At 67.2% G+C, this 21,349-nt stretch carries 23 protein-coding genes, 1 tRNA gene and 1 pseudogene; 14 read left to right on the top strand and 11 right to left on the bottom strand.

The features are described from left to right. Window positions 1-32: 32 nt before the first annotated feature. The gene (locus OEZ60_RS13855) at window positions 33-1,409 is read right to left on the bottom strand and encodes a TolC family outer membrane protein (RefSeq protein ID WP_263337300.1); all 1,377 of its coding nucleotides are present in this window, start codon (window positions 1,407-1,409) and stop codon (window positions 33-35) included. Between the two features lie 51 nt (window positions 1,410-1,460). Next, window positions 1,461-2,114 carry a protein-L-isoaspartate O-methyltransferase family protein gene (locus OEZ60_RS13850; protein ID WP_263337297.1) on the bottom strand — a complete coding sequence of 218 codons (654 nt, stop codon included), beginning with the start codon at window positions 2,112-2,114 and terminating at the stop codon, window positions 1,461-1,463. Between the two features lie 152 nt (window positions 2,115-2,266). Here OEZ60_RS13850 and OEZ60_RS13845 point away from each other — a divergent pair. The 3 genes and pseudogenes from OEZ60_RS13845 (at window position 2,267) to OEZ60_RS13835 (ending at window position 3,703) form a co-directional block, all read left to right on the top strand. After that, window positions 2,267-2,340 (top strand) — tRNA-Cys (locus tag OEZ60_RS13845). A 345-nt stretch (window positions 2,341-2,685) separates the two neighbouring features. Then, window positions 2,686-3,078: pseudogene (locus OEZ60_RS13840) on the top strand (transposase); the annotation flags it as partial. Window positions 3,079-3,283: 205 nt separating this feature from the next. Then, a complete protein-coding gene (locus OEZ60_RS13835; protein ID WP_263337294.1) occupies window positions 3,284-3,703 on the top strand; it encodes a nuclear transport factor 2 family protein in 420 nt (139 codons plus the stop codon). Between the two features lie 128 nt (window positions 3,704-3,831). On the opposite strand, the gene ald is transcribed toward OEZ60_RS13835, so the two are convergent. Continuing rightward, a complete protein-coding gene (ald, locus tag OEZ60_RS13830; RefSeq protein ID WP_263337291.1) occupies window positions 3,832-4,950 on the bottom strand; it encodes an alanine dehydrogenase in 1,119 nt (372 codons plus the stop codon). 139 nt (window positions 4,951-5,089) lie between these two features. Here ald and OEZ60_RS13825 point away from each other — a divergent pair, with 139 nt between their 5' ends. Continuing rightward, window positions 5,090-5,548, top strand: a complete 459-nt coding sequence (locus OEZ60_RS13825; RefSeq protein ID WP_263337387.1) for an Lrp/AsnC family transcriptional regulator — start codon at window positions 5,090-5,092, stop codon at window positions 5,546-5,548. A 9-nt stretch (window positions 5,549-5,557) separates the two neighbouring features. Here OEZ60_RS13825 and OEZ60_RS13820 read toward each other — a convergent pair whose 3' ends face one another. Both OEZ60_RS13820 and OEZ60_RS13815 read right to left on the bottom strand, forming a co-directional pair. Beyond that, window positions 5,558-5,986, bottom strand: coding sequence for a DUF1294 domain-containing protein (locus OEZ60_RS13820; RefSeq protein ID WP_263337287.1), 429 nt, complete (start codon window positions 5,984-5,986; stop codon window positions 5,558-5,560). After that, the gene (locus OEZ60_RS13815; RefSeq protein WP_263337283.1) at window positions 5,986-6,441 is read right to left on the bottom strand and encodes a lytic transglycosylase domain-containing protein; all 456 of its coding nucleotides are present in this window, start codon (window positions 6,439-6,441) and stop codon (window positions 5,986-5,988) included. Before OEZ60_RS13815 ends, OEZ60_RS13820 begins: the two co-directional genes overlap by 1 nt. 156 nt (window positions 6,442-6,597) lie before the next feature. Here OEZ60_RS13815 and OEZ60_RS13810 point away from each other — a divergent pair, with 156 nt between their 5' ends. Further along, entirely contained in the window at window positions 6,598-7,245 is a 648-nt protein-coding gene (locus tag OEZ60_RS13810; RefSeq protein WP_263337280.1) for a DUF1326 domain-containing protein, read from the top strand. Window positions 7,246-7,251: 6 nt separating this feature from the next. Next, window positions 7,252-8,088, top strand: coding sequence for a DUF2182 domain-containing protein (locus OEZ60_RS13805; protein WP_263337276.1), 837 nt, complete (start codon window positions 7,252-7,254; stop codon window positions 8,086-8,088). Between the two features lie 82 nt (window positions 8,089-8,170). Here OEZ60_RS13805 and rpsU read toward each other — a convergent pair whose 3' ends face one another. Beyond that, window positions 8,171-8,377 carry a 30S ribosomal protein S21 gene (gene rpsU / locus OEZ60_RS13800; RefSeq protein WP_011748553.1) on the bottom strand — a complete coding sequence of 69 codons (207 nt, stop codon included), beginning with the start codon at window positions 8,375-8,377 and terminating at the stop codon, window positions 8,171-8,173. Window positions 8,378-8,485: 108 nt separating this feature from the next. Between rpsU and OEZ60_RS13795 the strand changes: the two genes are divergently transcribed. From OEZ60_RS13795 to OEZ60_RS13775, 5 genes are all read left to right on the top strand, one after another. Next, window positions 8,486-9,190, top strand: coding sequence for a COQ9 family protein (locus OEZ60_RS13795; RefSeq protein ID WP_263337235.1), 705 nt, complete (start codon window positions 8,486-8,488; stop codon window positions 9,188-9,190). Beyond that, on the top strand, window positions 9,187-10,176 hold the full coding sequence (locus OEZ60_RS13790; RefSeq protein ID WP_263337232.1) for an NAD(P)H-quinone oxidoreductase: 990 nt from the start codon (window positions 9,187-9,189) through the stop codon (window positions 10,174-10,176). The genes OEZ60_RS13795 and OEZ60_RS13790 overlap by 4 nt, the downstream gene beginning before the upstream one ends. Before the next feature lie 92 nt (window positions 10,177-10,268). Further along, complete coding sequence (gene parA / locus OEZ60_RS13785) at window positions 10,269-10,901, top strand: ParA family partition ATPase (protein ID WP_263337230.1); 633 nt, start codon at window positions 10,269-10,271, stop codon at window positions 10,899-10,901. Window positions 10,902-10,966: 65 nt separating this feature from the next. Then, a complete protein-coding gene (locus tag OEZ60_RS13780) occupies window positions 10,967-11,245 on the top strand; it encodes a TFIIB-type zinc ribbon-containing protein (RefSeq protein ID WP_263337228.1) in 279 nt (92 codons plus the stop codon). A 67-nt stretch (window positions 11,246-11,312) separates the two neighbouring features. After that, the gene (locus OEZ60_RS13775; RefSeq protein WP_263337225.1) at window positions 11,313-11,633 is read left to right on the top strand and encodes an antibiotic biosynthesis monooxygenase family protein; all 321 of its coding nucleotides are present in this window, start codon (window positions 11,313-11,315) and stop codon (window positions 11,631-11,633) included. A gap of 9 nt (window positions 11,634-11,642) precedes the next feature. Here the strand turns inward: OEZ60_RS13775 and OEZ60_RS13770 are convergent, their stop codons facing one another. The 3 genes from OEZ60_RS13770 to OEZ60_RS13760 form a co-directional block, all read right to left on the bottom strand. After that, the gene (locus OEZ60_RS13770) at window positions 11,643-12,137 is read right to left on the bottom strand and encodes an acyloxyacyl hydrolase (protein WP_263337222.1); all 495 of its coding nucleotides are present in this window, start codon (window positions 12,135-12,137) and stop codon (window positions 11,643-11,645) included. A gap of 143 nt (window positions 12,138-12,280) precedes the next feature. Then, entirely contained in the window at window positions 12,281-12,655 is a 375-nt protein-coding gene (locus OEZ60_RS13765; protein WP_263337220.1) for an SPW repeat protein, read from the bottom strand. 181 nt (window positions 12,656-12,836) lie between these two features. Then, window positions 12,837-13,091, bottom strand: a complete 255-nt coding sequence (locus OEZ60_RS13760; protein WP_263337218.1) for a hypothetical protein — start codon at window positions 13,089-13,091, stop codon at window positions 12,837-12,839. A gap of 196 nt (window positions 13,092-13,287) precedes the next feature. Here OEZ60_RS13760 and OEZ60_RS13755 point away from each other — a divergent pair, with 196 nt between their 5' ends. Continuing rightward, the gene (locus tag OEZ60_RS13755) at window positions 13,288-13,860 is read left to right on the top strand and encodes a hypothetical protein (protein ID WP_263337215.1); all 573 of its coding nucleotides are present in this window, start codon (window positions 13,288-13,290) and stop codon (window positions 13,858-13,860) included. Window positions 13,861-13,956: 96 nt separating this feature from the next. Continuing rightward, window positions 13,957-14,733, top strand: a complete 777-nt coding sequence (locus OEZ60_RS13750; RefSeq protein WP_263337212.1) for a GNAT family N-acetyltransferase — start codon at window positions 13,957-13,959, stop codon at window positions 14,731-14,733. Between the two features lie 102 nt (window positions 14,734-14,835). Here the strand turns inward: OEZ60_RS13750 and carB are convergent, their stop codons facing one another. Next, entirely contained in the window at window positions 14,836-18,261 is a 3,426-nt protein-coding gene (carB, locus tag OEZ60_RS13745) for a carbamoyl-phosphate synthase large subunit (protein WP_263337209.1), read from the bottom strand. 302 nt (window positions 18,262-18,563) lie between these two features. Between carB and aspS the strand changes: the two genes are divergently transcribed. After that, window positions 18,564-20,345 (top strand): aspartate--tRNA ligase, encoded by a 1,782-nt coding sequence (aspS, locus tag OEZ60_RS13740; RefSeq protein WP_263337207.1) that lies wholly within the window; start codon window positions 18,564-18,566, stop codon window positions 20,343-20,345. On the opposite strand, the gene OEZ60_RS13735 is transcribed toward aspS, so the two are convergent. Beyond that, the gene (locus OEZ60_RS13735) at window positions 20,329-21,276 is read right to left on the bottom strand and encodes a LysR family transcriptional regulator (protein ID WP_263337204.1); all 948 of its coding nucleotides are present in this window, start codon (window positions 21,274-21,276) and stop codon (window positions 20,329-20,331) included. The genes aspS and OEZ60_RS13735 overlap by 17 nt on opposite strands. Between the last annotated feature and the right edge of the window lie 73 nt (window positions 21,277-21,349).

Below are 21,349 nucleotides of genomic sequence, written 5' to 3'. Positions count from 1 at the left end.
GCCCCGGCCGAGCCGGCAACCGAGGCCGGCGCTCAGTTCCTGCCGATCGCCTTCATGACCCGATCGAGGCTCTCGCCCTGCACCGAGGTCAGCGGCGCGGACTTGACGGCGTTGTAATAGCCTTCCGGATCGTAGATCGGCACGCCAAGGCCCAGTTGCTCGGCCGTCAGCAATCCCATCGACGACAGGAGCGCATAAATCGCGATCTGGTATCTCGCCTCGGCGGAAATCCGGTTGCCGCGCGCGTCCAGAAGCTCCTGCTCGGCGTCGAGCACGTCGAGCGTCGTGCGGGCGCCGAGCTTGGCCTCTTCGCGTACACCGTCATAGGCGATCGTGGCGGCCTCTATCTCGAGCTCGGCGGCGGAGATCTGCGCACGCGCGACCTCGATCTCGGCCCAGGCGGTGCCAAGGTCGCGAACCACGTTCACGCTCGACTGCAGCAGCACCGACCGCGCCGCGTCACGCTGCGCGATCGACTTGCGATGCAGCGACGAGAGTCGGCCGCCCGCATAGAGCGTCTGGTTCAGCTCGACGCCGACGGATGACGAGTCGTTGCCGTCCTCGTCGATGCCGACCGAGGCCCTGCCGATGATCGTGGGCATCCGCTCCGCCGCCGCGAGCGTGACCTGGAGGTCGGCCGCACGCGCCTGGAACTGCGCCTGGCGAATGGACGGATGGCTGCGCTGCGCGATCGCGCGGGCTTCCTCGATCGAACGCGGCAGGGCGGGGCCGCGCGGCGCCGCCGCAAGGCTGCCGGGATACTGGCCGGTGGCCGCCCGATAATCCTCGCGCGCCACGGCAAGCTCGCGCTCGGCTGCGGCAAGACCGGCCCGTGCGGCGGCAAGCCGCGCCTCGGCCTGCGCGACGTCGGTCCGCGTGACCTCGCCGACGTCGAACTGGTCTTGGGCGGCGCGCAGCGTCTCGCTCAAAACACGGACCGAGTTCTCGTTGATCGCGACGTTCTCGACCTGGCCGCGGACGACGAAATAGGCACGGACAGCCTCGAGCAGCACGTCCTGCTCGACACCGATCAGCGACTGGCGGGTCGCCAGAACCGTTTCCTTGGCGATGTCGACCCCGATCCGGTTGCGGCCGAAATCCAGCAGCGTCCACTGCGCATTGAGCCCCAGAAACGACCTCAGCCCTTCGTTCTGCAAGTCGTTGGTATATCCGACGTCCAGCGCCCAGGCGGCAACCGGCCGCAGCGTCGAGACCGCGGTGGCCACGTCCTCGTCGGCGGCGCGCAGCACGGCGCGGTTCTGCTCGATGATATTGGAGGTCCGGTAAGCCGCAACCAACGCGTCGGCGAGAGTCTCGGCCCAGGCCGGAGCCGCCGCGACCAGCGAGAGGGCCGTTAGCCCGGCGGTCAGCGCACGCCTGGAGGGGAGGAATTTCGTCGAAGGTTTCATTCGGTCTCTCTCTCCCGTCGCCGTTGGCCGTCTCCCACTGCGGGAGCCGACCTAGAGTGTGAACGTCCGCTTTTGATCGAACCCCGGCAGCACCGGTGCCGAAGCATTGAAGGCCAGCCGCCAGGTCACCTGGCCGTCGGCCTTGTGGCCGATCCGGCAAAGCCCGAGCGGTCCTTCCATGAACAGGCAGGCGATGCGCCCGCCTTCCTTGAGCTGGGCGAGAACCGCGGCGGGCACGGTCTCGGCCGCACCTTCGACCACGATCGCGTCATAAGGGCCGTGCTTGGCGGCGCCGCCAGCAAGCGGAGCCTCGATCACCGCGGCATTGTCGGCGCCCTCGGCCGAGAGCCGGGACTGCGCCTGAGCGGCAAGCTCGGGATCTTCCTCGACCCCCACGACCGCCTCGGCGATCCGCGCGATCACCGCCGTCGTGTAGCCGAGCCCGCAGCCGATATCGAGCACGAGGTCGCTCGGCTGGATGTCGAGAGCGTCCAGCATCTTGGCGAGGGTCCGCGCCTCGAGCATCTCGCGGCCGGCGCCGATGGCGAGATTGCCGCCGACATAGGCGGCCTCGCGGCGAGAGCCCGGCACGAACGCCTCACGCGGGACCGAGAGCATCGCTTCGATGATCGGAAATTTCGTGACGTCGTTGGGACGGACCTGGGTATCGACCATCATCGTGCGAAGGGCGGCGAAATCGGTCATTGACTGAACTCATGGCATTGGCTTCAGGTTGCCCAACCTCTTGCCACAGAAAGAAAGGAGGGGCAACGGGGCAGGATGTCCTCAACTGGCAACTTCCGGCGCGCTATCGGCTTGCGCGACGATTTGGCATGGTATATCTCGCTTCCACCTCCGGCGGGTTGGCGGAGAGGTTACGCAGCGGATTGCAAATCCGTGAAGACCGGTTCGATTCCGGTACCCGCCTCCACTTACTTCTGAAACATGGGCTTGGCGGCCGGACGGTCGGGTGTGATGACTGGTGGGGCACACGCCCTAGGAAGCCGTTATCCCATCTAAGTTCTTCAAGACACGGGATTTCTCAATTCCGATGGCTACCCCACTGCCCCTGTGGCCAGGGCCCACTGATTTCGCGTCGGTGGCATGGTTCGGGCTCCGCAAGCGGATCTGAACATGACCAACCCATTCTAGCTGACGGATGGAGGAGGATCAGAAATCGGTTCAGCGGACCGTTTTCCCGACGACCCAGATGGTGCGTCTTCAACCGATCGCCGCTCGGTCGATCCACTGGATCGCTTGCTGACGCGCCTCGAGTCCCACGAGCCATGGCAAGCCGCGATTAGATGACCGGCGCGCGGCGAGTGGCATTGTCTTTATTAATCGCCATGGGTCGCGGTGGTGCGATGCACCTTGCGGGTGCGGACCGCCAAAGACCCTCTACAACCGCTGGAAGCGACGCGGCGACAGGGGGGGCTTCGCCCCGGATCGTGGAAGGTCTCGCCTCCGAAGGTCGGCGCTCCTGCACCACCCCGTGGGGCACCATCCAGGCTGGTTCCGGGAAGCACTGAAAGACAAGGGGATACGCCTCTGTATCCCCGGCCGTGAGTCCAACGCAAAAGCCGTCCGCTCCGACAAGCGCCGCGACATGCGGCGCAACCGGATCGAGATCATGTTCGGACGTCCGAAGGGCTGGCGCCGCGTCGCAACCTGATACGGCGGATGCCTTTTGAAGATCCATGTGTCTGGAACCCGGTCCGCGAAACCTGCCGCCGCCGCCGGGCGCAGATCACTTCATTGTCAGGGCGCCAAACTTGTGCGGCTCCGTGCTGCCACTTACCCTTCGGGCACCACTTTTCCCAAGCGGATGTCATCTGGATGTCCTGTCGTCAGGTATTTCACCGAAGGACTTCGACATGAGCGACAGAAAGCAGTGGCTTACCCTCGCCTTCCTCGCGGCTCTGGCCGCCGGGCCCGTCTTCGCCGATACCGAAATCACCAAAGACGTCGTGATGAGCCACCTTCAGGGTGTGGGTCAGTTCGATGTGGGCGCGGCGGTCGCGCCGTATGCTGACGACGCCACGCTCATCTTGGCCGACAAGGTCTACCACGGGTCCGACGAAATCCGTGGCTTCTTCAAGACCTTCTTTGCCGAGTTCTCGCAGGCCGACGTCTCCATGGAAACCGAAGCGCTCGTATTCGAGGGAAACACCGCTCTCACGACGTGGAATGCCGAGTCGCCGAACAATGTCTATGAATTCGGTGCGGATACTTTCGTTGTGCAGGATGGAAAGATCGTGACCCACACGATGGCCGCGCGCATTACCCCGAAATAGCGGCTCGCGATTTGGGCCGCGGCGGCGGTTCCTTCCCCGCCGACTTCAAGCAGGAGCAGTCGCCGTCCGACCCGGAAACGAAAAGGCCCGCCGGGGGGCGGGCCTTTGGCGTCGCGTGAGGGGCGATGTCAGATCTTCAGCGCGGCTTCGGCGGTGATCGTCTCGAGCCCGAGTGCCTCGCCCACGGCGGCATAGGTGAGCTTGCCGGCATGGACGTTGAGGCCGTTCAGGAGATGCACGTCGTCGGCGCAGGCCTGGCGCCAGCCCTTGTTGGCGAGGGCGAGCATGAACGGCATCGTCGCGTTGCCGAGCGCGATCGTCGAGGTGCGGGCGACGGCGCCCGGCATGTTGGCCACGCAGTAGTGCATGATGCCGTCGACCTCGTAGACCGGGTCCTGGTGCGTCGTGGCGCGCGAGGTCTCGAAGCAGCCGCCCTGGTCGATGGCGACGTCGACGAGCGCGGCGCCGGGCTTCAGCTCTTTCAGCTGCGCCCTGGTGATCAGCTTCGGCGCGGCGGCGCCGGGGATCAGCACGGCGCCGATGATCATGTCGGCCTGGCGTGCCAGCTCGATGATGTTGCCGGCCGAGGCATAGGAGGTCTTGAAGGTGCCGCCGAAGACGTCGTCGAGATAGCGCAGGCGCGGGATCGAGCGGTCGAGCACGGTGACATCCGCGCCCATGCCGGCCGCGATCTTCGCCGCATGGGTGCCGACGACGCCGCCGCCGATGACGATGACCTTGGCCGGGCCGACGCCGGGCACGCCGCCCATCAGCACGCCGCGGCCGCCGTTGGCCTTCTGCAGCGTCCAGGCGCCGACCTGCGGCGCGAGACGGCCCGCGACCTCGGACATCGGCGCGAGGAGCGGCAGGCCGCCGTTGCGGTCAGTCACGGTTTCGTAGGCGATGCAGGTCGCGCCGGAGGCGAGGAGGTCCTTGGTCTGCTCCGGATCGGGCGCGAGGTGGAGGTAGGTGAAGAGGATCTGGCCCTCACGCAGCATCTTGCGCTCACCCGCCTGCGGCTCCTTCACCTTCACGATCATGTCGGCTTCGGCGAAGACATCGGCAGCCGTCGGCAGGATCGTCGCGCCGACCGCGGTGTAGTCCGCGTCAGCGAAGCCCGCGCCGAGGCCGGCGCCGGTCTCGATCACCACCTGGTGGCCATTCGCGATGGCCTCGCCCGCGGCGTTCGGCGTCATGCCGACGCGAAATTCCTGCGGCTTGATTTCCTTGGGGCATCCGATCTTCATGGGGTCCTCCCGAAATATTCATGCAGGGCAGGATGGCGCAGGCGGCATGAAATTGCTTTGAGATTTTTCTGGTCATTTGGGGTAGCTTTCGTGATAACTTCGAAGAACATGGGATTTGTTCGAAGGATCTTGCGTGATTATGCAACTCGACGCGACGGACAGGCGAATCCTGACGGTTCTGCAGAAGCAGGGGCGGATCACCAATGCCGAGCTTTCAGAGCAGGTGAACCTCTCGCCCTCGGCCTGCCACCGGAGGGTGCAGCGGCTCGAGGAGGAGGGCTATATCGATGGCTTCGTGGCGCTCCTGAACGCGCGCAAGCTCAGGCGGCCGACCACGGTCTTCGTCGAGATCACGCTCTCGGGCCAGGCCGACGAGGTCCTGGAGGAGTTCGAGCGGGCGGTGAAGCTGGTGCCGGACATCCTCGAATGCCACCTGATGGCGGGGTCGGCGGATTATCTCCTCAAGGTCGTGGCCGAGGATACCGAGGATTTCGCCCGCATCCACCGCCAGTTTCTCGCCCGGCTGCCGGGGGTGGCGCAGATGCATTCGTCCTTCGCGCTCAGGACGGTGCGGCAGACGACGGCGATCCCGGTCTGAGGTCGTCGTTCAGTCGCTCCCCGGCCCGAAACGCCGTGGCATGACCCGGCCACTTTCATGGGCCTGACCGTCTCGGATCAGCAGGCTTGAGAAAGTTTCGCTGGCGGTAATTCGGATCAGAAGGTTTGAGAGCGTTTCGCTGGTGGCGATTCGGGCGGGCGGGAAGAAAAGCACTGTGCCGACGAGAATCTGAAGCACGACGACGATGTTGAGCCAGGTGCGGAACGGTTCTTTTTTAGTCTTATGCCGCAATCGGTGTTGCGCGAGTTTCGCGCCGCCGCCACCGAAAAACGCGGCGAGCAACAGAGTTTGCTCGGAGATACGCCAGTCGCCGGTTCGCGCCCTTTTCTTGTCGATGGCGAACAAGAGGTAGGAAAATGCGTTCGTGACCCCGAGAACGCCGACGATCCAGGGCACTAATTCCACGAATGCACCCATCAACCGCGCAGGCCGGTTTCTTCGAGGAGGCCCATGCGCTTGGCCTCGTAGTAATAGCCCTTGGAGTACCACATCACCGCCCGGTCGCGGTTGCCGCGCGCGACAAGCCAGGCGCCGCGCAGGTACTTGCCGGCGTAGCGCAGGTTGGTTTCGGCATCGAGGAGCCCCGCGGGGCGGCCGCGATAGCCCATCGTGCGGGCGGTCTGGGGATGGATCTGCATCAGCCCGTAGTAGGGGCCGTTGCGGGCTTCGGGGTTGTAGCCGCTCTCGCGCCGCACGACGCGGTGGATCAGATCCTCGGGCATGTCGTAGATGCGGGCGTATTTCGAGATCAGGCGGTTGACCTCGGCGGAGCCCTGCGGGCCGTCGCCACGGTGGCGGTGGCGCCGGGAGCCGCAGCCGGCGAGGCCGGCGAGGAGGAGCGCCAGGGCGGCGCGGCGGGGCAGGTCTGTCATCGGGGTCTCCTTCCGTCGCGATTTGGTAGCCGAGTGGCGCGGCGGGGAAAAGGGGGCGGGGCCCCGGATGGGCGCGGCGGGCGATTTGGTGTATGTTTCTCGCGCGGCGCCGGCGCGGACGCGCCGCGGTGCCGCCTGCAAATGGGGGGGCAAGACATGGCTTATGTGGACTGGGAGATCCGGGGGCCGAAGATCGCCGGGTGCAGCTGCGACTACGGCTGCCCGTGCGAGTTCAACGGGAGGCCGAGCCGGGGCTATTGCCGGGGGGTCGAGGCGCATCTGATCGAGAAGGGGCATTTCGGCGAGGTGCCGCTTGACGGTCTGGTGGTAGCGGCCTGGTATCGCTGGCCCGGCGCGGTGCACGAGGGCGGCGGCGAGGTGCAGGGCATCATCGACAAGCGCGCGAGCCCGGAACAGGTCGAGGCGCTGTTCAAGATCCTCGGCGGCGAGGAGCAGGAACCGACCACGATGTTCAACATCTACGGTTCGACGATGGAGAAGGAGTTCGATCCAGTCTTCGAGGAGATCCAGTTCGCCTGCGACATGGCGGCGCGGACGGGCTCGTTCCGGGTGGGCGACATGCTGCGGCTCGACATCGAGCCGATCCGCAACCCGGTGACGGGCAAGCCGCACCGAGCGCGGATCGTGCTGCCGGAGGGGTTCGAGTTTTCGGAGGCCGAGATGGGCAGCGCGGACCTCAAGGTGAATGTCGAGGGGCTGGCCGATTTCGGTCACGACAAGTGCTATGGCGCCTTGTTCCATGCGGCTTACGGGCCGCAGGGGATCATCCGCGGCGCGGCCTGACACGGCGTGCTCGCCGCCTTCGAGAGGCTGGCGCGGGACGGGCGGCCGGTTCTGGTGACCGCGCTCGGGCTCATCTTCGCGGCCGCGGCGCTCTGGATGCTCTGGGGCGCGGGGATGGGCATGACCGCCTGGGCCATGACCCGGGCGGCGCTCTTTCCGCATCTTCTCGGGTTCGAGGCCGAGACCGGGATGAAGATGGGCCGCAATCTCGCCGGGCCGGCGGGGTGGAGTCTGCGCTACGTCGCGCTGATGGCGCTGATGTGGTGGGCGATGATGATCGCGATGATGCTGCCTTCCGCGCTGCCGATGATCCTGATCCATGCCCGCGTGGTCGCACGCGGCCGGGCGCGCGGGCACGCGATGCGCGCGTCACCGGGCTGGTTCGCGGCGGGCTACCTCGCGGTCTGGCTCGGCTTTTCGGTCGTCGCGGCGGTCATGCAGCTTGCGCTGGTCGAGACGGGGCTGATCTCGGGGATGATGCTCTGGTCGGAGAGCCGCTGGCTCTCGGCCGGGCTGCTGGTGCTGGCCGCCGCCTATCAGGTCTCGGGGCTGAAATACCGCTGCCTCGTCGAGTGCCGCTCGCCGATGGAGTTCCTCGCGCGGCACTGGCGGGACGGCGCCTGGGGCGCCTTCGGCATGGGGCACCGCCACGGCGCCTTCTGCCTCGGCTGCTGCTGGCCGCTGATGCTTCTCTTGTTCGTCGGCGGGGTGATGAACCTGCTCTGGATCGCGGCGCTGGCGCTTCTGGTGCTCGTCGAAAAGCTCGCGGGGCCGGGCGTGGCTGTGGCGCGCGCGGGCGGTGCGTTGCTTCTGGTCTGGGCCGCGGCCACGCTCGCGGTCTGAGGCGGGCAACGAAAAACCCCCGGGCGCTGCCTCGGGGGTCCTCGTCTTTGCGGGGTTGCCCCCGCCAGCAATTCCAGTCGCCTCAGAGAGCGCCTTCGCGCTGGGCCTTCTTGCGCGCCAGTTTACGGGCACGGCGAACGGCCTCAGCCTTCTCGCGCGCTTTCTTGACGGAGGGTTTCTCGAAATGCTGCTTGAGCTTCATCTCGCGGAACACCCCCTCGCGCTGAAGTTTCTTCTTCAGAGCACGAAGCGCCTGTTCGACGTTGTTGTCGCGAACGCTGACCTGCATGTGGTTGTCACCACCTTCCTAAGTTAGAGTTGCAATCGGTTGCAGGAAGCGCCCCTATAGCAAAGCCCTCCGGTTTTGTCTATGGGAAGGCGATCGGGGGCGGAGCGCATGGAAAACAACGGCTTGGATATTGGATCGGCGCCAGACCGGCTTCTGGACGCGGCACTTTGCCATGTCGCCTTCGACGGCTGGTCGGAGATGACCTTCCGTGCCGCAGCGGAGGATTCGGGGATCGGCGTGGACCTGGCGCGGGTGGTCTGCCCGCGCGGGGCGCTGGACCTCGCCGCCGCCTATCACCGGCGCGGCGACCGGCTCATGGCGGCGGCTTACATGGCGACCGATCTGACCGGGCTCAAGATCCGCGAGCGGGTGGCGCTGGCGGTGCGGCTGAGGCTCGAGGCCGCCGACCGCGAGGCGGTGCGGCGTGGGGCCGCGCTCTTCGCGCTGCCGCAGCACGCGGCGGAGGGGGCGGCGCTCATCTGGGGCACGGCGGACGCAATCTGGCATGCGCTCGGCGACACGTCGGACGACATCAACTGGTATTCGAAGCGCGCGACGCTTGGCGCGGTCTATTCGGCGGTGGTGCTCTACTGGCTCGGCGACGAGAGCGAGGGCCACGGGGCGAGCTGGGAGTTCCTCGACCGCCGGGTCGAGGACGTGATGCGGTTCGAGAAGTTCAAGGCGCGGGTACGCGAGATGCCGGTGCTCGGCGCCGCACTCGCGGGGCCGCTGAAGGCGCTGGGGCGGATCAAGCGGCCGGACGGCGCACCGCGCGACCTGCCGGGACGGGTCGGGGAAGGGGAGAGGACATGACGCTGCCGAAGACGATGCGGGCGGTCGAGATTTCGAAGCCGGGCGGGCCGGAGGTGCTGCAGCTGATCGAGGCGCCGGTGCCGGTGCCGGGGCCGGGGCAGATCCTGATCGAGGTCGCCTGGGCCGGCGTGAACCGGCCCGACGCCCTGCAGCGCGCGGGCGCCTATGCGCCGCCACCCTCGGCCTCGCCGCTGCCGGGGCTGGAGGCTTCGGGACGCGTGGCGGCCCTCGGGCCGGACGTCGCGGGCTGGAAGGTCGGCGACGCGGTCTGCGCGCTCCTGCCGGGCGGCGGCTATGCCGAGTACGTCGTGACGCCTGCCGCCCACGCGCTGCCGGTGCCGGCCGGCATGGAACTGCGCGAGGCGGCCTGCCTGCCCGAGACCTGCTACACGGTCTGGTCGAACGTCTTCCAGCGTGGCGGGCTGAAGGCGGGCGAGGTGTTCCTCGTCCACGGCGGCTCCTCCGGCATCGGCACGACGGCGATCCAGATCGCCTCCGCGCTCGGCGCGCGGGTCTTCACCACGGCCGGATCGGCGGAGAAGTGCACGGTCTGCGAGGAATTGGGCGCCGAGCGCGCGGTCAACTACCGCGAGGCGGATTTCGTCGAAGCGGTGCGCGCGGCGGGCGGGGCCGACCTGATCCTCGATATGGTCGGCGGCGACTACATCCCGCGCAATGTCAAGGCCCTGGCCGATGACGGGCGGCTGGTGCAGATCGCCTTCCTCTCCGGGCCGAAGGTGGAACTGAACTTCGCCCAGTTGATGACCCGGCGGCTGACGATCACCGGCTCGACCCTGCGCCCGCAGAGCGACCTCGCGAAGGCGCGGATCGCTGAGGACCTGCGCGCTCATGTCTGGCCGCTGATCGAGGCCGGGCGGGTGCGCGTGGTGATGGATTCGGAATACCCGCTCGCCGAGGCTGCCGAGGCGCACCGGCGGATCGAAAGCTCCGGCCATATCGGCAAGATCGTGTTGAAGGTGAAGTGAACGCCGCCTGACCGCGACGATTCCGCACGTGCAATCCCCCGAGAAGGGCGTTACGCTGCGGCGCAGCAAGAACGACACGTTCGGGGGACGGAATGACAGGCAAGGTCATCGCGGTCGTGCAGCAGAAGGGCGGGTCGGGCAAGACCACGCTCGCGGTCAACCTCGCCACCGCCGCGATCCGGCGGGGGATGACGGTGGCGCTTCTCGACACCGATCCGCAGGGCTCGCTCGGGCGCTGGTTCATGACCCGGCGCGAAAGGCTCGGCGAGGCAGGGCTGGAGTTCTCCACCTCCTCGGCCTGGGGCGTGTCCTACGAATGCGAGAAGCTGAAGCGTGACGTCGATCTCGTCATCGTCGACACGCCGCCGAAGGTCGATGCCGACCTCAGGCCCGCCTTGCGCGAGGCCGATCTGGTGCTGGTGCCGGTCGCCTCCTCGCATGTCGATCTCTGGGCCACGGACGGTGTCCTCGACCTCGCCGCGCGCGAGCACAAGCGCGCCTGGCTGGTGCTCAACCGCACCCGCGCCGGCACCCGGCTCTGCGAGGACGTGGCGCGGGCGGCCGAGGAGCTGACCGCGGGCGTCGCGGCGTCTCGGATCGCCAACCGGGTCGTCTATGCCGAGACGCTGGGCCTCGGCCTCGGCGCGGTCGAGTCCGGGCAGAAGGCGGCGCGGGAAGAGGTCGAGGCTTTCGCCGACGAGGTGATGGGGCTTCTGGAGGCCTGACTTGCATCGGCGGCGCGCGGCCCCATATCGGTCGGGATCCAACACGCGAGGAAAGGCACCGCCCGATGAAATGTCCCGCCTGCACCACGACCCTGACCATGACCGAGCGCTCAGGGGTCGAGATTGACTATTGCCCGAACTGCCGGGGAGTCTGGCTGGACCGGGGCGAGCTCGACAAGATCATCGACCGTACCGTCGTCGCCGCCGCGCCCGCGGTGGCGCTTAGCGAACCCCAACGCCAGGTTGCGCGCGACGAGGACCGGCGCTACCGCGACGACGATGACGACCGGCGCTACCACAAGAAGAAGCGCGAGAGCTTCCTGTCGGAGCTTTTCGATTTCTGATCGCGGTTTACAGCCGCCCGGCCGGGCGCGATAGTTGATCCGAACGCGCCCGTAACGGAGTGAGGCAATGCCGACGATTGACAAGGAATTCACGGGGCAGACCGTGATCACGACATTCGAGATGACGCCCGGGACGGCGCAGGATCTGATGGACGAGCTCACCAACGCCTATCAGGAGTTCATACGTCACCAGCCCGGCTTCATCGGCGCCGGGCTGCACATGAACGACGCCCAGACCCGGATCGCCAACTACTCGCAATGGCGCGACCGCAAGGACTTCCAGGCGATGCTGCGCAGCCCCGAGATGCGCGAGCGCAACCGCCGGATCTCGGCGCTTTGCTCGCGGTTCGAGCCGGTGATGTACGAGGTCGTCGAGGCACTCGGCTGAGGCCCGCCGTCAGTAGTGGATCCTCAGGCCGAGCCGGAACGTGTCCGCATCGGCCGAGGCCTTGTTCAGCCCGGCATTCGACATGTGGAAATAGCCGAGCGAGACGGCGAGCCGCTCGTTCAACGGCAGGCTGATGTCGAGCCCGGTGCGGAACTGGATGGTCTCGTCATCGATGAAGGTGCCGCTCTGGCCGCTCTCGAACAGGGCGGTGCCGGTGTGCGGGGTCAGCGTGATTCTTCCCCAATGGAAGTCCTTGCGCAGACCGGCGGTGAGATAGGCGCCGCCGTCGCCGAAGGCGCCGAGGCCGTAGAGCGGCTGCAGCCCCCAAAACAGCTCTCCGTCAGGCAGGTAGTCTACCGACCAATGGTTGCGGGAGCCGACGAGAGCGGTCGTGTCGTTGAGCATGCCGCCGGAGATCAGCCAGCTTCCCCGGCTTTCGGCCGAAGCGGTGCCGGCTGCGGCGACGAGTGTCGCGATGAGAAGCGATGTCGTGAAACGGGCCATAACGGTGTTTTTGCCGGAAAAGTTATCCATGATGGGAACCCTGCCACCGCAATCCGCTCCCGCAAACCGCGGAGTTGTGGAAAATCCTCCTCTGTGGCGCGCGCGCCTCGCGTCCGGGCGGCGAATGCGCACGCGCCCGGCGGTCAGGCGAACCAGGTGCCGCCGTGGTGATCGCGCAGCGACCAGGCCGCGAGAAGCAGCGTCGCGAGGCCGGTTGCGACGAAGTTGCCCGTCACCAGGCCGTCTGCGGCCGTCATCGCGGCGAAGCCGAGCACCCAGGGCGAGACGATGAGCCAGAGCCCGATCGCCATGTCCACCCAGTCCTCCCAATCGTGGAACTCGACGATTGCGGCGATGGCGATGCCGACGATGATCGCGCCGAACAGGAGCGCGTTCCAGAATGCCGGTGCCAACGCGGTGAATCCGAGGATCCACGGCGACAGAAGCAGCCAGGCGCCGAGCAGGAGGCAGATCCAGTCCTGCCAGGTGCCAGTGGATTTCTTCATGAAGTTTGTCATTGCTTACCCCTCCTCTGAGCGGTCAGCCGCGACGGTGTCCCGCCGCGGCAGGACCGTAAGGCCGGCGCATCGTTGACGTGCCGGCACGTTGCTGAATCTGGTAAGGGTTCCCCGGATTTCAAGAGGTTGCGGCAACCGGGCGCACAAGTTCCGATTGTCCCGCGGGATCCGGGTCGGCCGGCTATCCGTCCGCGCGCAGGATCGAGGCGATCGGACCGATGCCGCTGTCGGCCGCGCCGGTATAGATGATCCTGACCGTGTCGCCGGCAACGAGGTCGGGCGCGAGTTCGGTCTTCTCGTCGAACTGCCACACCGTCTTGTCTTCGAGCACGATGACCCGGTCGACGCGGTCGAAGGCGAGGATCGTGCCGGTGGTCTCGTCGGCGGTCGCGGCGGTGGCGAGGAGCAGGGGGAGGGTATAGAGAAGCGCACGCATGGCCATCACTCCGAGGGACTGCCGGGCGATGGTAGCATCGGCCGGGCGAGTCGGGCAGGGAAACACCGGGCCTCGCGAAACTCCGCCGGGGATGGCTCCGGCGCTTGCATGGCGGGCCTTCGCGAGACATAAGGCGCGCGGCCCGTCCCTCCCGTGGCGGGCGGGAAAACGGACCATTCGGGGGGCGGTGAGGCGGATGAAGACGTTTGCGGTTCTGATGTCGCTGGTGGCGCTCCTTTTCGTTGCGGGCTGCGCCGCGGCGCCGGGTGCGGGCGGCGGCGCGGAGGTCGCGAAGCTGGCCGCGGGGATCCGGGCGCTCGGGCCCGAGGTCGATCCCGAGGAGGCGGCGCGGGCCGCCGAGATCGCCTATTCCTGGTCGCAGCACCTCGCGGTCGAATACGAGATCACCGACCCGCCGCTCGTCCACAACACCAAGGTCAACATGGGGCTGCGGCCGCGCGGGCTCTGCTGGCACTGGGCCGAGGACATGGAAAAGCGGCTGAAGCAGGAGAATTTCCGCACGCTGGAGGTCCAGCGCGCCATCGCGACGCCGGACTTCCTCGGCATCGACCATTCGACGGCGCTGGTGAGCCTGCCGGGCGGGACGATCTACGACGGCATGGTTCTCGACCCCTGGCGGAACGGCGGCAAGCTCTTCTGGTCGCCGACGCTGGCGGACCCGCGCTACAAGTGGCGCCCGCAGGGCGAGGTCCATGCCGAGAAGCGCCGGCTGGAGGTCGCGCGGGGCAAGATCGCGGTCGGAGGGTAAGGCCGGGCAGCGGCGCCGCGGCATGCGTTCGCCCGTTGCGCGGCGACCACCACGTCGTGTAGCCTCGATACGATCCGGATCAGGTTTCGTGCCGCCATGCGCCCGCGCATCAAGATCGCCGAGGACAACTACTTCTCGACCTTTTCCGGGATGACGGAGACTCTGCCGACCGGGGTGGGCCTCGATCTGGAGGGGGCGCTGCACATCCACTGCGGCGCAGACATCGCGACCTTCAACCCCTCGATCCTGCGTGAACCCTCCGTGCCCGTCGAGCGCTTCCTGCGGCAGGCGTCGGCGTTTCACGGCCAGCACGGCTCTCCTGCCTGGACGATCGCGACCCGCGTGCCGGATGCGCCGATCGCGGAGCCGGCGCTCAAGGGGCAGGGGTTTCGCTATGGCTTCGATGTGCCGTTCATGGTGCTCGACGAGATTCCCGGCCCCGAGAGGCTCGACGGGCTGGTGGTCGAACGGGTCACCGGGATCGATGGCCTCAGATGCCATTTCGAGATCGTCGCGCAAGCCTTCGAGACGCCGTTCGGCTGTTTCGAACCGGTCTGCCACCCGGCGATCCTCGACGCGCGGTTCGGCTTCTTCGTCGGCCGGTGCGACGGCGTCCCGGTCGCGACCGCGCTCTACGCGGTTTCGACCGGCGCGGGCGTGGCCTGTGCGGGCATCTACAACGTCTGCACCCTCGCGTCGCACCGGGGACGGGGGCTCGGCCGCGCGATGACCGCCCATGCGATGGACGCGGGCCGGCGCGAGCACGGATGCGTGGTCGCGGTCTTGCAGGCGTCGTCGATGGGACGGCCGGTCTACGAGCGCATGGGGTTCCGCGAAGTCACGCGGTGGACCATGTGGCTCCCGCCGCGGTGAGCCGCGGGGGAAGGCCGTCGTGTCCGGCAGTTCCGGCCCGATCCTTGCGGATCGGGCGTTCGACGCTGACGACCTTCCACCGGAAGGTCGTCCAGGCGCGTCTCACCCCTGCAGCGTCCGGACCCCGATCCCTTCGCCGCGGGCCTTGATCGCCTGCACGGCCGAGATCGAGCCGGCGGCGGTCGTGTAATAGGGGATCTTGTCGTAGAGCGCGACCGCGCGGATCGAGCGGCTGTCCTCGATGGCCTGCTGCCCTTCGGTCGTGTTGAAGAGAAGCGCCACCTCGCCGTTCTTCAACCGGTCGACGATGTGGAGCTTGCCCTCCTGCCGCCCCTCGTAGACCTTGTTCACGGTCTCTGAGGCGATCCCGTTCTCGGCCAGGAAGGCGGCGGTGCCGCGGGTGGCGATGATCTCGAAGCCGAGCCCCGCGAGGTCACGGGCGGCGGCGGCCATCTCGGGGGTCTTGTCCATGTCCTTGATCGAGATGAAGACGCGGCCGGCTTCCGGCAGGTTCGTGCCGGCGCCGAGCTGGGCCTTGAGGAAGGCGAGCGCGAAGCTGCGGTCCCAGCCCATGACCTCGCCGGTGGAGCGCATCTCGGGCCCGAGGATGGTGTCGACGCCGGGGAAGCGGGCGAAGGGCATCACCGCCTCCTTCACCGAGTACCAGGGCGTGATCGGGTTCGCGAGCGTCAGCGGATCGGCATAGGGCAGGTCGGTGTCGGGGCCGACGCCCTCGGGGTAGGGGTCGCGCATCGGGAAGTTCGCCATCGGCTCGCCGGCCATGAGGCGGGCGGCGATGGAGGCAATGGCGCTGTCGGTGGCCTTGGCGACGAAGGGCACGGTGCGGCTCGCGCGGGGGTTCACTTCGAGGACGTAGATCGTGCCGTCCTTGATCGCGAACTGGACGTTCATCAGGCCCTTGACCTTCAGGGCGAGCGCCATCGCGACGGTCTGGCGCTTCAGTTCCTCGACCGTTTCGGCGGTGAGGTTATGGGGCGGCAGGCAGCAGGCGCTGTCGCCCGAATGGACGCCGGCCTCCTCGATATGCTCCATGATGCCCGCGACATGGACGGTCTCGCCATCCGAGAGCGCGTCGACATCGACCTCGATGGCGCCGGTGAGGTAGCTGTCGAGCAGCACCGGGTTCTTGCCCGAGACGTCGACGGCGTGGGTGATGTAGCGCTTGAGGTGGTCCATGTCGCGCACGATCTCCATCGCGCGGCCGCCGAGGACATAGGAGGGGCGGATCACCAGCGGGAAGCCGACGCGCTCGGCGATGGCGACGGCCTGCTCGTCGGACGAGGCGATACCGTTCACCGGCTGCTTGAGGTCGAGGTCGTTCAGCAGCTTCTGAAACCGCTCGCGGTCCTCGGCGAGGTCGATCGCATCCGGCGTGGTGCCGAGGATCGGGATGCCCTCGGCCTCGAGCGCATTGGCGAGCTTCAAGGGCGTCTGGCCGCCGAACTGGACGATGACGCCGTGAAGCGTGCCCGCCTCCTGCTCGACGCGGAGGATTTCGAGGACGTGTTCGAGGGTCAGGGGTTCAAAGTACAGCCGGTCGGAGGTGTCGTAGTCGGTCGACACGGTCTCCGGGTTGCAGTTGATCATGATCGTCTCGTAGCCCGCCTCGGTCAGCGCGAAGCAGGCGTGGCAACAGCAGTAGTCGAACTCGATGCCTTGACCGATCCGGTTCGGGCCGCCGCCGAGGATGACGACCTTTTTCGCATTGCTCGGCCGCGCCTCGCATTCCACGTCGCCCATCGCGGGGGCCTCATAGGTGGAATACATGTAGGGCGTCTGCGCCTCGAACTCGGCGCCGCAGGTGTCGATGCGCTTGAAGACGGCGGTGACGCCGAGCCGTTGGCGGGCGCGGCGGACCTGGTCTTCGTCCCGGCCGGTGAGTTTCGCCAGCCGGGCATCGGTGAAGCCCATCATCTTGAGGCGGCGCAGGCCATCGGCGGTGACGGGCAGGCCATCTTTGCGGATTTGCGCCTCTTCCTCGACGATCTCGCGGATCCGGGCGAGGAACCAGGGATCGAAGGCGGTGTGTGCTTGAATATCGTCATCACTGAAGCCGTAGCGCATGGCCTGGGCGATGATCCTCATGCGGTCGGGTGTTTGAGCAGAAAGCGCGGCAGCGATGGCGGTCTTGTTGTCTTTCTCAAATCGCCTTCGTTGCTCCTGGTCGGCGAGAAATTGATCGTATTCGGTGTATTTGTAACCACGTTTCTCCGTCCACGTGACGCCCTCGATCTTGATCTCGTCAAAGCCGGTGAGGCCGGTCTCCATCGAGGCGAGCGCCTTCTGGAGCGATTCATGGATCGTGCGGCCGATCGCCATCGCCTCGCCCACCGACTTCATCGCGGTGGTGAGCTCGGGCCTGGAGCCGGGGAACTTCTCGAAGGCGAAGCGCGGGATCTTGGTCACGACATAGTCGATGGTCGGCTCGAACGAGGCCGGGGTCACCTTGGTGATGTCGTTGTCGAGTTCGTCGAGCGTGTAGCCGACGGCAAGTTTCGCCGCGATCTTGGCGATCGGGAAGCCGGTGGCCTTCGACGCCAGCGCCGAGGAGCGCGAGACGCGCGGGTTCATCTCGATCACGACCATGCGGCCGTCCTTGGGATTGATCGCCCACTGGACGTTCGAGCCGCCGGTCTCGACCCCGATCTCGCGCAGCACGGCGATCGAGCCGTTGCGCATGATCTGGTATTCCTTGTCGGTCAGCGTCAGCGCCGGGGCGACGGTGATCGAATCGCCGGTGTGCACGCCCATCGGGTCGACGTTCTCGATCGAGCAGACGATGATGGCGTTGTCCGCCTTGTCGCGGACAACCTCCATCTCGTATTCCTTCCAGCCCAGAAGACTCTCGTCGACGAGGATCTGCGCCACCGGCGAGGCATCGAGGCCCGAGCGGCAGATGCGTTCGTAGTCGTCGCGGTTGTAGGCGACGCCGCCGCCGGTGCCGCCCAATGTGAAGGCGGGGCGGATGATCGCCGGCAGGCCGATGTCTTCGAGCGCGTCCATCGCCTCGGCGACGCCGGCGTTGACGTCGTACTTGCCGTTCTCTTTCTTCGGCGCCGCGATGATGGTCGCCTTCGGATTCTCCAGCCCGATCCGGTCCATCGCCTCGCGGAAGAGCTTGCGATCCTCCGCCATTTCAATCGCTTGCCGGTTGGCGCCGATCAGCTCGACATTGAACTTGTCGAGCACGCCCATGTCGGCGAGCGCCAGCGAGGTGTTGAGGCCGGTCTGTCCACCCATCGTCGGCAGGAGCGCGTCGGGGCGTTCCTTCTCGATGATCTTGGCGACGATCTCGGGGGTGATCGGCTCGATATAGGTGGCGTCGGCCATGCCGGGATCGGTCATGATCGTCGCGGGGTTGGAGTTCACCAGGATGACCCGGTAGCCTTCCTCGCGCAGGGCCTTGCAGGCCTGGGCGCCGGAATAGTCGAACTCGCAGGCCTGGCCAATGACGATGGGGCCGGCTCCGATGATCATGATGGACTTGATATCGGTTCTTTTCGGCATGGCGGTCCCCTTCGCGCAAATTGGACGGGGTTATAGTCAAGACGGCTCGCGGCGCAAGGGCCGATCGGGCGGCCAGCGCCACGGCAGCGGCGCGCGCCCGCGCAGCCTCGGAAGCCGGAATCCTATAGCATGAGAGGTTGGTCTTGCGAACCTCCCCGCCACGCCGCGCCCGCACCGGCAGGGTCCTGCCGCCGTGCTCTCAAGGGCGCAGCAGGTGCTTCCTCGGCCGCGCGCCCTTGACTTCACTGCTCCGGGCGGGTGTATCGGCGTCGAATATCCGCAACACCCAAAGGGCAGATCAAATGCACGCGTATCGCAGCCATACCTGCGCCGAACTCAACAAGGCCCATGCCGGGGAAACCGTGCGGCTGTCGGGCTGGGTGCACCGGGTGCGAGATCACGGCGGCGTCCTCTTCATCGACCTGCGCGACCATTACGGCATGACCCAGGTGCTGGCCGACAGTGACAGCCCGGCGTTCAAGGCGATCGAGAAGCTCAAGGCCGAGACCGTCGTCCGCGTCGACGGCCGCGTCAAGGCGCGGGACGCGAGCCTCGTGAACTCCAAGATCCCGACCGGCGAGATCGAGGTCTATGTCACCGACCTCGAGGTGCTGGGGCCGGCCGAGGAGCTGCCGCTTCTCGTGTTCGGCGATCAGGAGTATCCCGAGGAGACGCGGCTCACCTACCGCTTCCTCGACCTGCGCCGGGAAAAGCTGCACCGCAACATGATGCTGCGCAGCCGCGTGGTGAAGTCGATGCGCGACCGGATGTGGGGTTCGGGCTTCACCGAGTTCCAGACCCCGATCATCACCGCCTCCTCGCCCGAGGGGGCGCGCGACTTCCTCGTGCCGTCGCGGCTTCATCCGGGCAAGTTCTACGCGCTGCCGCAGGCGCCGCAGCAGTTCAAGCAGTTGATCATGGTGGCGGGCTTCGACCGCTACTTCCAGATCGCGCCCTGCTTCCGCGACGAGGACCCGCGCGCCGACCGTTCGCCCACCGATTTCTACCAGCTTGACCTTGAGATGTCCTTCGTCGAGCAGGAGGATGTCTTCGCCGCGATCCAGCCGGTGATCCAGGGCGTCTTCGAGGAGTTCGGCGGCGGTCACAAGGTCGACGCGGTCTGGCCGCGCATCTCCTATGCCGACAGCGCACTCTGGTACGGCACCGACAAGCCGGACCTCCGCAACCCGATCAAGATGGCCCGCGTTTCCGAGCATTTCGCCGGTTCCGGCTTCGCGATCTTTGCCAAGCTTCTGGAGCAGGAAGGCACCGAGATCCGCGCGATCCCGGCGCCGGGTGGCGGCAGCCGCAAGTTCTGCGATCGGATGAATGCGTTTGCCCAGAAGGAAGGCCTGCCGGGCATGGGCTACATCTTCTGGCGCGAGGCCGAGGACGGCTCGGGGCTGGAGGCGGCCGGTCCGGTCGCCAAGAACATCGGCCCCGAGCGGACCGAGGCGATCCGCCGCCAGCTCGGCCTCGGCAAGGGCGACGCGGTCTTCTTCCTCGGCGGCCATCCGGCGCAGTTCGAGGCGGTCGCGGGCCGGGCGCGCACCGAGATCGGCCGCGAGCTGGGCCTGACCGAGCAAAACGCCTTCCGTTTTGCATGGATCGTCGATTTCCCGATGTACGAAAAGGATCCCGAGACCGGGAAGATCGACTTCAGCCACAACCCGTTCTCGATGCCGCAGGGTGGCATGGAGGCGCTCGACGGCGATCCCCTGAAGGTTCTGGGCTACCAGTACGACCTCGCCTGCAACGGCTACGAGATCGTCTCGGGCGCGATCCGGAACCACCGGCCGGAGATCATGTTCCGCGCATTCGCGCTTGCGGGCTATCCGAAGGAAGAGGTCGAGAACCGCTTCGGCGGCATGGTCAAGGCGTTCAAGTTCGGCGCCCCGCCGCATGGCGGCTGTGCGGCCGGGATCGACCGGATCGTGATGCTGCTCGCCGACGAGCAGAACATCCGCGAGGTCATCATGTTCCCGATGAACCAGCGGGCCGAGGACCTGATGATGGGCGCGCCCTCCGAGCCCACCAACCAGCAGATGCGCGAGCTGCGGCTGCGGGTCACTCCGAAGGAGTGACCGGCGCCGCGCCGGTGTCGCGGATGTTCCACTGGCGCCGGAAACCGCGGTCGAGCCCGATCAGGAAATCCTCGAAGACACGCAGCTTGCGCGGCTTCAGCCGGTGGCGCGGGTGCACGATGTGGACTGGCAGGCCCGCCGGGCGGAAGGCGTCGAGAACGGTGACCAGCCGACCAGCGCGGATGTCGCTGTAGACGAGGTAGCTCGCCAGTTGCAGCAGTCCCGCGCCGTGGCGCGCTGCCGCGATCGCCGGTTCGACCGAATCGAAGAGCAGCGGGCCGCGGACCGGTATCGTGACGTCGCGCCCGCCGATGCGGAAATGCCAGGGCGGCGACGGCGTAGCGTCGCGCGGCAGCCGGGGCAGGCAGGCGTGGCGCGCGAGATCGTCGGGATGCTTCGGAACCCCGGCACGTTCGAGATAGGCCGGCGCGGCGACTGTGATCATTGGCAGACGGGTCACTGGCCGCGCCACGACGTCGCGCTCGGGCGGCGGCCCGAGGATCACGGCGGCGTCCAGCCGCATGCCGACGAAATCCGGCATGTCGCTCCGCACCAGGATCTCGAGCTCCATCTCGGGATGGGCGGCGAGAAAGCCCGGCAGGGCGGGCGCGACGATGATCCGCGCAATGCCCGGCGGCATCTGGACGCAGAGGCGTCCCCTCGGAGACCGTTCGGCGGCGCCGATGTCGTCCTCAAGCTCCTCAACCTCGGCGAGGATCCGGCGGGCGCGGTCGAGATAGCGGGCGCCATCCTCGGTCAGCCGCATCCGCCGCGTGGTGCGTTCGAGAAGCTGGACGCCGAGATGGCGCTCGAGCTCCGCCACGATCGTCGAGGCGGCGCCACGCGCATAGCCGAGATCGGTGGAGGCCGCTGACAGGCTGCCGAGCTCGGCCACCCTCAGGAACAGCCGCATCGCGCGCAGGTGATCCATGAATTGTCCGGAAAAAGCGGAGACTGAAACCAGATTGCCCCCGTTTATCGGAAAAGGAAAGCGGCGTATCCGG

The organism is Albidovulum salinarum, from assembly GCF_025673475.1.
GTDB classification, from domain to species: Bacteria; Pseudomonadota; Alphaproteobacteria; order Rhodobacterales; family Rhodobacteraceae; genus Albidovulum; species Albidovulum salinarum.
The sequence above is the reverse complement of the archived record's forward strand: the minus strand, read 5'-3'. Positions and strand labels throughout refer to the sequence as shown.

Bases quoted from the DNA above. Each gene is read 5' to 3' on its own strand.
- OEZ60_RS13855 (WP_263337300.1), bottom strand. From the start codon at position 1,409: ATGAAACCTTCGACGAAATTCCTCCCCTCCAGGCGTGCGCTGACCGCC.
- OEZ60_RS13850 (WP_263337297.1), bottom strand. From the start codon at position 2,114: ATGACCGATTTCGCCGCCCTTCGCACGATGATGGTCGATACCCAGGTC.
- OEZ60_RS13835 (WP_263337294.1), top strand. From the start codon at position 3,284: ATGAGCGACAGAAAGCAGTGGCTTACCCTCGCCTTCCTCGCGGCTCTG.
- ald (WP_263337291.1), bottom strand. From the start codon at position 4,950: ATGAAGATCGGATGCCCCAAGGAAATCAAGCCGCAGGAATTTCGCGTC.
- OEZ60_RS13825 (WP_263337387.1), top strand. From the start codon at position 5,090: ATGCAACTCGACGCGACGGACAGGCGAATCCTGACGGTTCTGCAGAAG.
- OEZ60_RS13820 (WP_263337287.1), bottom strand. From the start codon at position 5,986: ATGGGTGCATTCGTGGAATTAGTGCCCTGGATCGTCGGCGTTCTCGGG.
- OEZ60_RS13815 (WP_263337283.1), bottom strand. From the start codon at position 6,441: ATGACAGACCTGCCCCGCCGCGCCGCCCTGGCGCTCCTCCTCGCCGGC.
- OEZ60_RS13810 (WP_263337280.1), top strand. From the start codon at position 6,598: ATGGCTTATGTGGACTGGGAGATCCGGGGGCCGAAGATCGCCGGGTGC.
- rpsU (WP_011748553.1), bottom strand. From the start codon at position 8,377: ATGCAGGTCAGCGTTCGCGACAACAACGTCGAACAGGCGCTTCGTGCT.
- OEZ60_RS13795 (WP_263337235.1), top strand. From the start codon at position 8,486: ATGGAAAACAACGGCTTGGATATTGGATCGGCGCCAGACCGGCTTCTG.
- OEZ60_RS13790 (WP_263337232.1), top strand. From the start codon at position 9,187: ATGACGCTGCCGAAGACGATGCGGGCGGTCGAGATTTCGAAGCCGGGC.
- parA (WP_263337230.1), top strand. From the start codon at position 10,269: ATGACAGGCAAGGTCATCGCGGTCGTGCAGCAGAAGGGCGGGTCGGGC.
- OEZ60_RS13780 (WP_263337228.1), top strand. From the start codon at position 10,967: ATGAAATGTCCCGCCTGCACCACGACCCTGACCATGACCGAGCGCTCA.
- OEZ60_RS13775 (WP_263337225.1), top strand. From the start codon at position 11,313: ATGCCGACGATTGACAAGGAATTCACGGGGCAGACCGTGATCACGACA.
- OEZ60_RS13770 (WP_263337222.1), bottom strand. From the start codon at position 12,137: ATGGCCCGTTTCACGACATCGCTTCTCATCGCGACACTCGTCGCCGCA.
- OEZ60_RS13765 (WP_263337220.1), bottom strand. From the start codon at position 12,655: ATGACAAACTTCATGAAGAAATCCACTGGCACCTGGCAGGACTGGATC.
- OEZ60_RS13760 (WP_263337218.1), bottom strand. From the start codon at position 13,091: ATGCGTGCGCTTCTCTATACCCTCCCCCTGCTCCTCGCCACCGCCGCG.
- OEZ60_RS13755 (WP_263337215.1), top strand. From the start codon at position 13,288: ATGAAGACGTTTGCGGTTCTGATGTCGCTGGTGGCGCTCCTTTTCGTT.
- OEZ60_RS13750 (WP_263337212.1), top strand. From the start codon at position 13,957: ATGCGCCCGCGCATCAAGATCGCCGAGGACAACTACTTCTCGACCTTT.
- carB (WP_263337209.1), bottom strand. From the start codon at position 18,261: ATGCCGAAAAGAACCGATATCAAGTCCATCATGATCATCGGAGCCGGC.
- aspS (WP_263337207.1), top strand. From the start codon at position 18,564: ATGCACGCGTATCGCAGCCATACCTGCGCCGAACTCAACAAGGCCCAT.
- OEZ60_RS13735 (WP_263337204.1), bottom strand. From the start codon at position 21,276: ATGGATCACCTGCGCGCGATGCGGCTGTTCCTGAGGGTGGCCGAGCTC.